Source organism: Achromobacter sp. (assembly GCF_049647645.1).
In the GTDB taxonomy this organism is placed as follows: Bacteria; Pseudomonadota; Gammaproteobacteria; order Burkholderiales; family Burkholderiaceae_B; genus Achromobacter.
The window spans coordinates 1-12987 of the sequence record NZ_JBARYB010000301.1; the positions used below are offsets into that span (position 1 = coordinate 1).

The following is a 12987-nucleotide window of genomic DNA, read 5'->3' on the forward strand; positions in this document are numbered from 1 at the left end:
GGCCGACTGCGTGATGGCTTCGGCGGCCGCTGCCGACTCGGCCACGGCAGGCGCCACGGGAGCAGCAGGAGCCGGCGCCGCAGCGGGAGCCGCGGCGACCGGGGTTGCACCCGCCGGAGCGGCTTCGCGGCTGATTTCCAGCTGGTCGCCGTCAACGATGAAGCAGCATACGGCCTCGATATCGTCCGGCGTGCAGGTGCTGTCCATCCACACGGTCAGGGCGTCGTTGGCGCGTTCACTGGCCTTGACGTTGCCGAGATTGCCCATTTCCTCGAGCAAGGAGGCTGCGTCCTTGTCCGAAACCTTGGTGATCCGCACGCGCAGCGGCAGGCCGCCGGCTTCGACGACCGGCGCTTGCTTTGCAGGCTCGGGGACAGGCGCCGGCGCAGCGGCCACCGGTGGGGGGGCTGGAGCCGGGGCTGCCAGCGGTGCGGGGACCTCGGCCGACGCAGGGGTCGCAGCGGGATCCTTATGCTCCAGCGCAAGCTGCCTCAATACGGCGCAGATACGCTCAAACACGGCTTCATCGGGCTCTTCGGAGGCCCGATAGGCATCCAGTTGGCTTTTGAGCACGTCTTTCGTTTCCAAGAAAATATCGATCATGTCCGTGCGCAGCGCCATTTCGCCGCGACGGATCGCATCCAGCAGGTTTTCCAGCAAATGGGTGGTGCCCGCCAGCTGCGTGAAACAGCCGAACGTCGCCGCCCCGCCCTTGATCGAGTGGGCCGCACGGAAGATCGCATTGAGCTGTTCGATGTCGGGCGCGCCCACATCGAGCTCGAGCAGCAACTGCTCCATCTGCGCGAGCAGCTCGTCCGCCTCGTCGAAAAAGGTCTCGTAAAACTGACTGAGGTCCAAACCAGAACTCATGACCCGTACGCCTTCAAAAATGAACCTGCTTACGCGCCGGCCTGCTCGTCGAGCAGTTCAGACGCCAATTCCACCAGCACATCGGGGTCGACCGGCTTGGAAAGCCAGCCACAGACCCCCAGATCCCGGGCGGCCATCTTGCTGTCCACGTCGTCCTCGGTGGTCAACACCAGCACCGGCACGTCCAGGTACGCATCTTCCTGGCGCAAACCCTGAATCAGCTCCAGACCGCCCATGACCGGCATGTTCCAGTCGCTGACCACCAGGTCGACCGGGTGGCGCTTGGCCATTTCCAGCGCTTCCTGGCCATTGCCGGCGGTCAAGACCTGCCATCCCGCGCCCGTCAACGTCGCCTGGACGATCATGCGCATCGTCGCCGAATCGTCCGCCACAAGAATCGTTGCCGCCATTGCTATCGAACCCCTTCCGCGGGCGGGTTGTTCACCGCCTCGCCTGGTTTGGTTGCCGTCGCGGCCTGGGTTGCGGCTTGCGCCGCTTCCACTGCCGTTCCCACCTCGCGGGCATCCTTGGCGCTGACGTCCGCAGCCGCGGCGTTCTCGTTTTCGATGCGCCGCTGGGTGCTCTGGTTGAGCACCACTAGGCTGATACGTCTATTAACGGCCGCATACGGGTCATCTTTAACCAGGCTCATGCTGGACGACAGCCCCTGGATGCGCAGGACCTTGCTTTCGTTCATGCCGCCGGCCACCAGTTCCTGGCGCGACGCATTGGCACGGTCGGCCGACAACTCCCAGTTGCTATAGGCGCGTTCGCCGCGCGCGTATTGAGATGCGTCGGTGTGGCCGGAAATGCTGACCTTGTTGGGCAATTCGTTCAGGACCGGTCCCAGTTCCCGCAGGATGTCGCGCATATAGGGCTGCACATCCGCGCGGCCGGTGGCGAACATCGGACGGTTCTGGTTGTCGATGATCTGGATGCGCAGGCCTTCGGTCGTCAGGTCGATCAGTAGTTGCGGCCTGAAGCTCTTCAGGACCGGGCTGGTCTCGATGACGTTCTCGAGCCGCTTTTTCAGGTTTTCCAGGCGATGCTGCTCGCGGCGCTCGGCGTCGCCCATTGGCTGCGCCTCGACGCGGTTACCCTGCGCGCGGCGCACATCGCCTTCGCTGCGCAAGGGGTCGCTGCCGCCGCCCGGCACCGCGCTGGTCTCTGCCGAGCTGCTGGGTCCGCCCGCGATGGCGACGCGCAGCGGCATGCGGAAGTATTCCGCGATGCCCTTGAGTTCTTCGCGCGGCACAATGCTGATCAGCCACATCACCAGGAAGAACGCCATCATCGCCGTGATGAAATCGGCGTACGCGATCTTCCAGCTGCCGCCGTGGTGCCCGCCCCCATGCCCGCCCTTCTTGCGGCGGATCACCACGCGGTGATTGTTTACCGTGCTCATGGCCCGCTCCGTCAGGCCTTGCCGGTGGCGGTGGATTTGGCTTGCCGGACGTGTTCTTCCAGTTCACCGAAGGTCGGGCGCACGGCCGAGAACAGCACCTTGCGGCCAAATTCCACCGCCAGTTGCGGCGGATAGCCGTTCATGCTGGCCAGCAGCGTGGTCTTGATGCATTCCAGCACTTTGGTGGCTTCGTCGCTACGCCGATCGATGCGCGAGGCCAGCGGGCCCACGAAGCCGTAAGCCAGCAGAATGCCCAGGAAGGTGCCCACCATGGCCTTGGAGATCAGGTCGCCCAGAATCGCCGGAGGCTGGTCCACGGCGGCCAGCGCCTTGATCACGCCCAGCACCGCCGCCACGATGCCGAAGGCCGGCAGGCCGTCGGCCATCTGCTGCAAGGCGCGCACGGGCACTTCGCGTTCATGGCGGTAGGTCTCGATTTCCTCGTCCATGAGCGTCTCGATTTCGAACGAGCTCATGTTGCCGCTGATCATGATGCGCAGGTAGTCCGTGATGAACTCCATGAGCTTGGCGTCTTTGGCGATGCGGGGATACTCGCTGAAGATCGGACTGGATTCCGGGTCTTCGATATGCGACTCGATGGCCATGAGGCCTTCGCGGCGCGCCTTGTTCAGCAACACGTACAGAAGCGCCATCAGCTCCATGTACACGTCCTTGCCATAGCGCGAGCTTTTCAGCGAGTCGGGTAGCGCAGCCTTGACCAGCATCAGCGACTTCTTGCTGTTGCTGGCGAGGAAAGCCCCGAAAGCCGCCCCGAAGATCAGCGTGAGCTCAAACGGCTGGTATAGCGCGCCCAAATGGCCGCCCAGCGCTATGAAGCTGCCGACGACCGACACGGCCACCACGAGAAAACCGATAACAATCAACACATCAGGCCCCTGCCAACGAAGTCTAAAACCGGCGTCAATGATCCCCTGTTCCCCTCGACCCAAAAAGGCGGGTTACGGGGGGTTTTCCAGGGCTTTTGATGTATTTGGATACCGCCGGTCAGAGCCGGGCGGTATTCGCAGCGGGCGCGGGGCGAGTGCCGGCACGCGCCTTGGCCGCGGCGCGCGTCTTGCCGGCGCGGGGTGGCGGCCGGCAGATCGCGCACACGAAATCGGACTGGGGATCGTGGGCGTGGGCGATGAAATGCCCCCCGCACTGGCGGCAGGCAGACATTTGCAGCATGCCGCTATCAAAAAAGCGCACCAGCATCCAGGCGCGCGTGAAGCTCAGCACGGGCTCTGCGCCTTCGGCGGCATCCGTGCCGGCGTTTTCGAGATAGAGGCGATAGGCGTCGATGGTGGCGCGTATGCCCTTGCTGCTGGTGCGCGTATTCAGGAACGAATACACGTTGTAGAAGAGCGAGGAATGAATGTTCGGCAGCCAGGTCATGAACCAGTCAACCGAAAAGGGCAGCATGCCCTTGGGTGGCGAGCAGCCGCGGATTTCGCGGTACAGGCGCGCCAGGCGGTCATGGCTGAGGCTGGTTTCAGCCTCCAGCACCTGCAGCCGAGCTCCCAAAGTGATCATGGAGCTGGCAAGCAGAATGTCATCCGCTTCCTGCGAAACGCTCTTGGTGGCCATTACACGTGTTTCCGGATGGAATGATCAGGCCGTCAGGCCAATTCTTCGACAGGCTGCTTGGCCAGCAGGATGGTTGCGTGCGCTTGCTGCAGCGCACCACCCAGGACGTCATGGGTCAGGGCGGACAGCAGGCTGTAGTCATCGAAGCGGAAGCGGCACAGCAGCGAGCTGGAGCTTGCAAGCTTGACCAACTGCGCCGGCGAAAGACGCATGAGGATGTCAGCAACTTCATTGCTGAATCCCAAGCGGAACATCGACGCCGCGTAGTCGTCGCGCAGCATGCGCTGCGCCAGTAACAAATAAGACAGATTCACTTCGCGAATGTCTGTCAGCAATGAATTTTCGACTTGTTGCACGCCCAACTCCCTATTCCCTATCCCGCCGATGGGGGCTTGTGTAAGCAAAAGCACCGGAATTCCGTTGCTCTTGTGTCAGATACACTCAGCATTGATGCGAAATGTATCATTTATTCGCAATTTAAGTAAAATTTACCACATTCAATGTTAGTTTCTATAACTTATATGACAGATCTTTGTTGATGTTGCTCAAATTACCAAATTCGATACACCTTGACATATCAGAGGCCTCTGAATTTGCGTCAATTTGGCAAATAAGCAATCAAAACATTGCGTACTTTGGGGAATGAAACGGGCTCTTTTGCCGACAATGGCACTTTTCGATCGCTAAATTCAGCCCGCCTTACCGCAGCCGCGCGTTTGTCGACAATGTCGCAAATTGACAACAACCGAAAATGCGCCACGATGGACACCGCCCGACATTCCCGCAATGCCCCACGCAGATGACAGCCTGGTCGAATATGCCCCGCTAGTGCGGAAGCTGGCCCTGCAATTGCTCGCCAGGCTACCGGCCAGCGTAGAGCTCGACGACCTGATACAGGCCGGCATGATCGGCCTGCTCGACGCCGTGCGCCGCTACCAGGAAACGGCCGACGCCCAATTCGAGACCTACGCCACCACCCGCATCCGCGGAGCGATGCTGGACGAGTTGCGCGGCCAGGATTGGCTTCCTCGCAGCGTGCGCGCCAAGGCGCGCAAGATCGAGCAAGCCATCCAGCAACTCGAACAGCGTTTTATGCGTGCTCCGACCGAAACGGAAATCGCGCAACAACTTGACATCCCGCTGACCGACTACCACTCGCTGCTGCATGACGCCCAGGGCGTGCAGATCGTGCACTACGAAGATTTCACTACCGAGCCCGACTCGGCCTCGGGCCAATCCGACTGGGCCGCCACCCTGAACCATGGCGCCGCTGGCGGCAATCCGCTGGATTCGCTCCTGGCCAGCGACTTCCGGCAGGCGCTGGTCCACGCCATCGACACCCTGCCCGACCGCGAAAAACTGCTGCTGTCGCTCTGCTACGAGCAAGGGCTGAACCTGAAGGAAATTGGCGCGATCCTGAATGTGACCGAGGCGCGGGTGTGCCAGCTGCGCTCGCAGGCGACTGCGCGGATCCGGGTGAAGCTGAAGGAACAGGCCTGGCAGGAACTGCCCCAAGATGGGCAGATCGCGCAGGTGATATAGATCGGCGCCGGGCGCGCGCCTAAAAGGAAGCCGTTACGGCGCCAGCCTTCGCCACGGAAGGCTCTCAACCTGACGGACGCACATCGCGTCCGTTTTACATTGCGTGCCAGCCACATGAAGGACCGTGCACAAGCGCCCTTTACATTTCTGAGCGCCGGAGCATCGCAGATGAGCGCCTTGACGATAGGCGCGCACCTAGACATGAGCATCGCGGCATGGGTAGTCCGGCACCTGGCGCCTGGCGGCGGCCCCCAACCGAATCAAAGAAAAATGCCGACTTTCGCGAAATAGCGCTAAAGATTGATTTTGGACTGCCGTAATCCTGGCAACGGAGAGATTCCTAGACACCAAGTCGACGAACTGTCCCGTTAACACCAGTGGGCGGCCTTGCTGCCCAGTTTGAAGAAGCCTTTCTCTCTTGGGAGCCTGAACATGGCTGCAGTCATCAATACCAACTACCTCTCGCTGGTTGCTCAAAACAACCTGAACAAGTCGCAATCGGCTCTGGGCAGCGCCATCGAGCGCCTGTCGTCGGGCCTGCGCATCAACAGCGCCAAGGACGACGCCGCCGGCCAAGCCATCGCCAACCGCTTCACCGCCAACGTCAAGGGCCTGACCCAAGCCGCCCGCAACGCCAACGACGGCATCTCGATCGCTCAAACGACCGAAGGCGCGCTGAACGAAATCAACAACAACCTGCAGCGCATTCGTCAACTGTCGGTGCAAGCCACCAACGGCACGAACTCCGGCACCGACCTGAACTCGATCCAGGACGAAATCAAGCAGCGCCTGGAAGAAATCGACCGCGTGTCGGCTCAGACCCAGTTCAACGGCGTGAAGGTCCTGGCCAAGGACAGCACCCTGAAGATTCAAGTCGGCGCCAACGACGGCGAAACCATCGACATCGACCTGAAGGAAATCACTGCCGCCACGCTGGGTCTGCAAGGCTTCAACGTCAATGGCACCAATGGCGTGCCGACTAAGGTTGCTGATGGCACGACGACCGCTCAAATGAAGGCTGCCTACGGTGAATCTACCGCTGTGAACACGCTGGCAGTTGGCGGCAATGCAGCCTTTGCTACCGCACTGGAAAGCCGCCTCGGCGTTGCGGCCGGCAAGGTGACCCTCGATGCTGGCACTTACCAGGACGGCAACGGCAACTGGTTCGCCAAGGTCTCGTTGGACGGCACGGACGCAACCACCGCCGCCGCACTGAAGGCCTCCGGTTTCGACACCAAGGGTCTCAAGGCCGATTACTTCGTCGCCCTGGACCCCCAAACTGCCACGTTCGCTACCAATACGGCAACCTTCACTCTTGACGGCTCCAAGGTTTCCTTGTCGTCGATGGTTCAAGGCTCGACGTCGAATGCACTGAGCACGATGGACAGCGCATTGTCAGCAGTAGACTCCCTGCGTAGCTCGTTGGGCGCCCTGCAGAACCGCTTCGAATCGACCGTTGCCAACCTGAACAACACGATCACGAACCTGTCCGCAGCTCGTTCGCGCATCGAAGATTCGGACTACGCGACCGAAGTTTCGAACATGACTAAGAACCAGATCCTGCAACAGGCCGGCACCTCGGTCCTGGCCCAAGCCAACCAGGTTCCGCAGAACGTACTGTCGCTGCTGCGTTAAGCACCGCCACGTAGCTGAATGGGGCTAACAGCCCCATTTGGCAAATGGCAAATAGACGCCCGCCGCCTCACCGCGCGGGCGCTTTTTATTGGTGAGGCCGAATTTTGGCGACACTTTTTAAAAAGCGCCCCGTTTAGGGCGCCGGACTGATACGTTGAGCAAACAAGCTCGCTCAGGACAACCGCAATGCGTGGCGACGCAGGATTTCCAACAACGTCCTGATGAAGCGCTGAGCCAAGGCGTCGAGGTTGCGCTGACCCTTCAGACTTTCGCCATTCGGCCCTGGCACCCCCCCCTGTTGCCAAGCATCACGCAACAACTTGCTCAGCATTGCCTCATTACGCTGGCCGTCCATTTGGTTCATAGCCCAGAATTGCGCGACATCCGGGCTCCAGCGCACAGGACAATGCCAAAGGTTCGAAGGTGCAACTTGGTTCTCATTGCGAGCGTCGGGATTCAGCAAGACCATGACGCCGGGTATCAGACTGGGCGCCATAGCTTGCGAGGCGGTATCGTACGGAGTCCGATCCTGAACAAGCAATACCCGCCCCACAGAGACCAGATGTAGCCAAGCGCGTTCAATATCGGCGGGTGGCATATCAATGCCTTCGACGAGCTCAGCAACTGTCAAGGAACGGGGCCACGTTTGCGACAGCATGTCAGTGACCGCTTGCATGGCTGCAGTATCTGCGCAGAGCATGACCCCGCCCTGATCGCGCAACCATTGCCCGCCTTGACGGGGATCGGCATCGGCGGGTGCATCCACCTTGTCAAAGTGCGCGGCCAAGCGCAGCTCGCTGGCTCGCACAGGATCTGGCTGATGGAGCATTTCGACTTGGCGTGCGAGCTGTACCAAGAGGCTCTTGCGGAAATTCTGTCCGACGAGAAAGTCTAGATACTGCTGACGAATCAGTCTGGGCTGCCCGATCGCGATAAGGCTCAGATTCAGCTGCAGCTTTTGCCCGTAATTGGCGGAAATTTCCAACTGAGGTTGTGCGTCACCCATATGGTCGAGTCCATTACGCATGGCCATATCGGCAAATTCGACCAGATAACACGGCGAATTGAAGGTTTCGAGGTACTCGTGTTCGAGATAGTAGTCCGGCAAGTTGTCCAGAGCATTCAACACCTTCCTCAGAGCGGCCCCCAGCACATTGCTGCCAGCCATTCCCTGTTTGAACATATTGATCACCGCACGCGCTGATTCCACACGTTCCTTGCCGGAGGACAAACCATGGGCGTGCAAGGTCATAGCGTCCCTCACGATATCCCCTGCCTTCCAACCCGGATAGGTGTTGTAGCTGATATAGGCCACACCTTCGTCGGTCAAGTGGGTATGGCACAGTTTCATTAGGGCTTCACGCACCGTCGGAGGCACCCAGCTGAAAACCCCATGCGCGATGATGTAGTCGAACTTGCCGAACTCCGGCCCGATATCAGTCAGGCTCATGGCGTGCAGCGTCATGTTCTTGACTCCCACGCGCGCCAGCACTTGCTGCCCTGCCTCGATCTGTACTGGTGAAAGATCTACTCCCACCACCTCGGCGTCGGGATACGCCAGCGCGAAAGGCAGGAGGTTTCCGCCTGCTGCGCAGCCAATCTCTAACACCCGCGCGCGTTGGGGTGCCGGTGCCGTCACGCCATACAGATGCGCAGCCGCCTGGATATGCGCGGGAGATGAAAAGTAGAAAGCCTCCGAGGCATACGGCCGCTCGTCGTACTGGCGAGCGATTTCCTGGTTGGCGCTGTCGTCGTCGGACGAAACGGGGATAGTGGCGTCCACGGGAACTCCTGAAAGCATGGGCGGAAAAATGGAGCAGCCACCTTAACAGCCCGATCTTCAAGAAAATCCCGCGAATAGCGGCCAAATCGACGGGTATACGCGAGGACTCGCGGCTCCGCCGAGCCGTGTCCGTCGGCCTGCGACGCGAGGACATCAAGAACCATTGGGAGGTGTTACAGCCCAGAGACACCCCAGTCCCAATCAAGCCCCTTTTTTTCAGACTATTCCCCTTTTTCACTTGCCTCGATTGCCTCATACTCGCGACTGCACGTTTTTGTATCCATAGTTTTCACAACATGACCGCGACGCCCCCCGATCCACTCGCTACGCAGCACGGCAGCACCCCGGATCCCGATACCCAGGCGCCGATGGATGAGCAGACCCTGCGTCTGCGCGAAGAAAACCGCGCCTTGCGCGAATTGTTGGTGGCGCAGGCGCAAGCCGCCCCCACCCCACAGGAACCCGGTCCGGTGCGGCGGATGTTCTGGTGGTTGATTTCGGCGCCTGGTGCCGCACTGGTTGGATGGCGCGCTCTGGTGGGACGCGAAGACGCGCGCCCGATCACGGGCAAGCGCGTGGGTTATGCCACGTTGACCGTGCTGTATACGCTGGCGATCTATGGTGCGCTGGTGCTGCTGGTGGTGTCGTGGAGTTCGCCGAACACGACGGTTTCCGGCGCCACGGCTGCCGGCCCGGTACGAGTACCTCTGACGCCCGCACCATCCACGCATGCTGATCCCGGAATCGCTCAGCCAGAACTAACGTCGGTCGCAGTGCCAGTGCCGCCGCAGATTCCAGGTTCGGATTCCGATTCGCGTGCGGAGTCGGACCCAACAGAATCCCAACCCGAGCTCAGCCCCGCGCCAGAACCAACGCCTGCTGAACCGCAATCCGTTCCGCCAGCACAGTCCGAGCATGCAGCAATGCCGCGCGTGACCACGAGCACGGCAGACACGACAAGCGCCGCACCCAGGTCCACCCTGCGCGTGACCGAGATCCCCGCCGAAGATCCCATGGCCTGGGTCGGCGAACTGAAAAACGAGTTGGCGCGTTGTGCCACGCTGGGGTTCTTTGAGCGCCCTGACTGCTCCTGGGCCGCACGCAGGCAATTCTGCGAGCCTAACCAGGCATGGGGCATCATCAAGGAATGCCCAAACCGGCCCTGAGAGTGCGGACTTTCATTTGAAACCGCTGTTTGCGGACACACCCACTCAGCCTGAACCTGAGCATGGGTTGAGCTGAGGCTTCAGCATCGGCCGGCCTACGCTGCCAGGCCTCTACACCCAGCCACACCAATCATCAGCTCCGCCCCTTGCGCGACGAGTGCTGAAACCATCTCTGTCCGCCACCGCACCAGACTGCGTACGCCTATTCTGCGTGCTGCTCAGCTCATACGCCCGCAGCCATGGCAACACTCGCCCTTGTACTTACTCCGCACTCGCCACTGCGCAGCAGGCCAATAGGTCCGGCCTGCCACTACTCGGCGGATAGTGAGGGGTGCTTGTTAACTATATCCGAACAGATATAATTATGGACAGAAAGCTACTGTACTGGGAAGGCTCTGCCAAGAAGGACTTCACGAAATTCCCAATCGAAGTTCAGAAGGATCTAGGCGTGGCGCTGTTCGTCGTCCAGTTGGGAGGCACACCAGTCTCGGCCAAGCCGTGGAAAGGACTGGGCTCGCGGGTGTATGAGCTGGTCGATGACTACCTTGGCGATACCTTCCGGGCTGTCTATACCGTGCGAGTAGGTGACGCTGTCCACGTGCTGCATGCTTTCCAGAAGAAATCCAAGTCCGGTATCGCCACGCCGCAACCGGACATCGCGCTCATCGAGAAGCGCTTGAAGGCGGTATTGGCCCGGCACTCGTCCGGCAGGAGCAAGCAATGACACGCAAAGAACATTCCCCAGGCACCGACAACGTTTTGCTGGACCTTGGTTTCGAGGACGCCGCCGAACTGTCGGCCAAGGCGGCGCTCGCGCTCAAGCTCAATGAACTGATCGACCAACGCGGGCTCAGCCAGATCGAAACCGCGGCGCTTACGGGCATGACCCAACCCAAGGTTTCGCAGATTCGTCGTTACAAGCTGCAGAACATCTCGCTGGAGCGTTTGATGCGGGCCTTGGTGTCGCTGGATCAGCATGTCGAGATCGTGGTCGAACCGGCGCGGCGGGCGCATGCGCCTGGGATTACCGTAGCCGCGTGAATAGCGGCTTTGCAGGCCAAGATTCCCTCGCATAAAGCCGCTGTCCACGCGATAATCCTGTGGCAGCCTGAACTGCCTTCCACACACTAGGACACTCCGAGCATGGACGCTTCGATCAGCAGTACCGTCAATACCGCCCTGGCTTTGCAGGACGCGAATGTCATGCAGGAAGTGCAGGCCCGCGTACTGAAGAAAGCGCTTAATGCCCAGGCGGATACGGCCTTGACGCTGATGCAATCGCTGCCGGTGCTGGCAGTGGACGCGACGCTAGGTTCGCGCATCGATACGCACGCCTGAGCCGCGCCAGGCGGGCTCAGCAGCAAGACAGGCAAGGACAGCCACTTTCCCACATCGGTAGAGCACAGCCTGCCTTCCAGAAAACCACGGCTGTTGCACTAGCAACGCCCAGCCAATAAAAAGCGCCGGCCCCCTTGCAGGGCCGGCGCTTTTGCTTTGCGCGTACAGACGGCCGTCCACGGACGGACGGCCCGCGCCTTACTTCTTCTTCATCGGCGGCAAGTCGGTGCAGACGCCTTCGGCGACTTCCGCGGCCATGCCCACCGATTCACCCAGGGTCGGGTGCGGGTGGATGGTCTTGGCGATGTCGACGACGTCCGCGCCCATTTCCACGGCCAGGGCCAGTTCGCTGATCAGGTCGCCGGCGTGAGTGCCCACGATGCTGCCGCCCAGGATGCGATGCGTTTCCGCGTCGAAGATAAGCTTGGTGAAGCCTTCGTCGCGGCCGTTGGCGATGGCGCGGCCGGAGGCGGCCCAGGGGAACACGCCCTTCTCGATCTTGATGCCCTGCTTCTTGGCTTCGTCTTCGGTCAGGCCGACCCAGGCCACTTCCGGATCGGTGTAAGCCACCGACGGAATGACGCGGGCGTCGAAGAAGGACTTCTGGCCGGCGGCAGCTTCGGCAGCGACGTGGCCTTCATGCACGGCCTTGTGGGCAAGCATGGGCTGGCCGACGATGTCGCCGATGGCATAGATGTGCGGCACATTGGTGCGCATCTGGCGATCGACCTCGATGAAACCGCGGTCGGTCACGGCGATGCCCGCCTTATCAGCGCCGATCTTCTTGCCATTGGGGCTGCGGCCCACGGCCTGCAGCACCAGGTCGTAGCGTTGCGGCTCCTTGGGAGCGCCTTCGCCTTCGAAGCTGACGTAGATGCCGTCCTTCTTGGCTTCCGCGCCCACGGTCTTGGTCTTCAACATGATGTTGTCGAAGCGGTAGGCGTTCTTCTTCTGCCATACCTTGACCAGGTCGCGGTCGGCGCCCTGCATCAGGCCATCGAGCATTTCCACGACGTCCAGGCGCGCGCCCAGCGTCGAATACACCGTGCCCATTTCCAGGCCGATGATGCCGCCGCCGACGATAAGCATCTTCTTGGGCACTTCACGCAGCAGCAAGGCGCCGGTGGAGTCGACGATGCGCTCGTCCTGGGGCAGGAACGGCAGCTTCACCGACTGGCTGCCGGCGGCGATGATGGCCTGCTTGAAGCGCAGGGTCTGGGTCTTGCCGTCGGCGGCCTTGACCGTCAGGTGGTTGGGGTCGGCGAACTCGCCCACGCCGTGCACCACGGTGACCTTGCGCGCCTTGGCCATGCCGGCCAGGCCGCCGGTCAGCTTGGCGACCACGCTGTCCTTATAGCCGCGCAGCTTGTCCAGATCGATCTTGGGCTCGCCGAAGCTGATGCCATGGGCGGCCAGTTCGCGGGCTTCGTCGATGATGGCGGCGTTGTGCAGCAGCGCCTTGGAGGGAATGCAGCCCACGTTCAGGCAGACGCCGCCCAGGGTGTCGTAGCGCTCCACCAGGACCACGGACAGGCCCAGGTCAGCGGCGCGGAAGGCGGCGGAGTAGCCGCCGGGGCCGGCGCCCAGCACCAGCATGTCGTACTCGCCGTCGGCCGAACCCTTGAAGCTGGCCGCGGCGGGCGCGGCGGCCGCAGCCGCAG

14 protein-coding genes are annotated in these 12987 nt (G+C 61.3%); 6 read left to right on the top strand and 8 right to left on the bottom strand.

The window, feature by feature from the left end; translation table 11 throughout:
* The 6 genes from WBB14_RS33840 to flhD all read right to left on the bottom strand — a co-directional run.
* Positions 1–870: Hpt domain-containing protein (locus tag WBB14_RS33840; protein ID WP_424243623.1), on the bottom strand; the 870-nt coding region annotated here is incomplete at its 3' end.
* A gap of 29 nt (positions 871–899) precedes the next feature.
* On the bottom strand, positions 900–1280 hold the full coding sequence (locus WBB14_RS33845; protein ID WP_207472520.1) for a response regulator: 381 nt from the start codon (positions 1278–1280) through the stop codon (positions 900–902).
* A 2-nt stretch (positions 1281–1282) separates the two neighbouring features.
* Positions 1283–2275 (bottom strand): flagellar motor protein MotB, encoded by a 993-nt coding sequence (gene motB / locus WBB14_RS33850; RefSeq protein ID WP_424243624.1) that lies wholly within the window; start codon positions 2273–2275, stop codon positions 1283–1285.
* Between the two features lie 11 nt (positions 2276–2286).
* Positions 2287–3162, bottom strand: coding sequence for a flagellar motor stator protein MotA (motA, locus tag WBB14_RS33855; RefSeq protein ID WP_013393371.1), 876 nt, complete (start codon positions 3160–3162; stop codon positions 2287–2289).
* A 118-nt stretch (positions 3163–3280) separates the two neighbouring features.
* Complete coding sequence (gene flhC, locus WBB14_RS33860; RefSeq protein WP_424243625.1) at positions 3281–3862, bottom strand: flagellar transcriptional regulator FlhC; 582 nt, start codon at positions 3860–3862, stop codon at positions 3281–3283.
* Between the two features lie 32 nt (positions 3863–3894).
* Positions 3895–4218: a flagellar transcriptional regulator FlhD gene (flhD, locus tag WBB14_RS33865; RefSeq protein WP_013393369.1), complete on the bottom strand. Its 324-nt coding sequence runs from the start codon at positions 4216–4218 to the stop codon at positions 3895–3897.
* Between the two features lie 430 nt (positions 4219–4648).
* On the opposite strand from flhD, the gene WBB14_RS33870 reads away from it, so the two are divergent.
* Positions 4649–5404, top strand: a complete 756-nt coding sequence (locus tag WBB14_RS33870) for an RNA polymerase sigma factor FliA (RefSeq protein ID WP_424243626.1) — start codon at positions 4649–4651, stop codon at positions 5402–5404.
* A 432-nt stretch (positions 5405–5836) separates the two neighbouring features.
* A complete protein-coding gene (locus WBB14_RS33875; protein ID WP_424243627.1) occupies positions 5837–7039 on the top strand; it encodes a FliC/FljB family flagellin in 1203 nt (400 codons plus the stop codon).
* A gap of 172 nt (positions 7040–7211) precedes the next feature.
* Here the strand turns inward: WBB14_RS33875 and WBB14_RS33880 are convergent, their stop codons facing one another.
* A complete protein-coding gene (locus WBB14_RS33880) occupies positions 7212–8822 on the bottom strand; it encodes a methyltransferase regulatory domain-containing protein (RefSeq protein ID WP_424243628.1) in 1611 nt (536 codons plus the stop codon).
* 368 nt (positions 8823–9190) lie between these two features.
* Here WBB14_RS33880 and WBB14_RS33885 point away from each other — a divergent pair, with 368 nt between their 5' ends.
* The 4 genes from WBB14_RS33885 to WBB14_RS33900 all read left to right on the top strand — a co-directional run bounded on the left by WBB14_RS33885 (position 9191) and on the right by WBB14_RS33900 (position 11326).
* Positions 9191–9988, top strand: a complete 798-nt coding sequence (locus tag WBB14_RS33885) for a hypothetical protein (RefSeq protein ID WP_424243629.1) — start codon at positions 9191–9193, stop codon at positions 9986–9988.
* A gap of 364 nt (positions 9989–10352) precedes the next feature.
* Complete coding sequence (locus tag WBB14_RS33890) at positions 10353–10712, top strand: type II toxin-antitoxin system RelE/ParE family toxin (protein WP_424243630.1); 360 nt, start codon at positions 10353–10355, stop codon at positions 10710–10712.
* The gene (locus WBB14_RS33895; protein WP_424243631.1) at positions 10709–11029 is read left to right on the top strand and encodes a helix-turn-helix domain-containing protein; all 321 of its coding nucleotides are present in this window, start codon (positions 10709–10711) and stop codon (positions 11027–11029) included. The genes WBB14_RS33890 and WBB14_RS33895 overlap by 4 nt, the downstream gene beginning before the upstream one ends.
* 102 nt (positions 11030–11131) lie before the next feature.
* Positions 11132–11326, top strand: coding sequence for a YjfB family protein (locus WBB14_RS33900; protein ID WP_013393362.1), 195 nt, complete (start codon positions 11132–11134; stop codon positions 11324–11326).
* A 198-nt stretch (positions 11327–11524) separates the two neighbouring features.
* Here the strand turns inward: WBB14_RS33900 and lpdA are convergent.
* The coding region (gene lpdA, locus WBB14_RS33905; protein WP_424243632.1) for a dihydrolipoyl dehydrogenase at positions 11525–12987 on the bottom strand (1463 nt) is incomplete at its 5' end.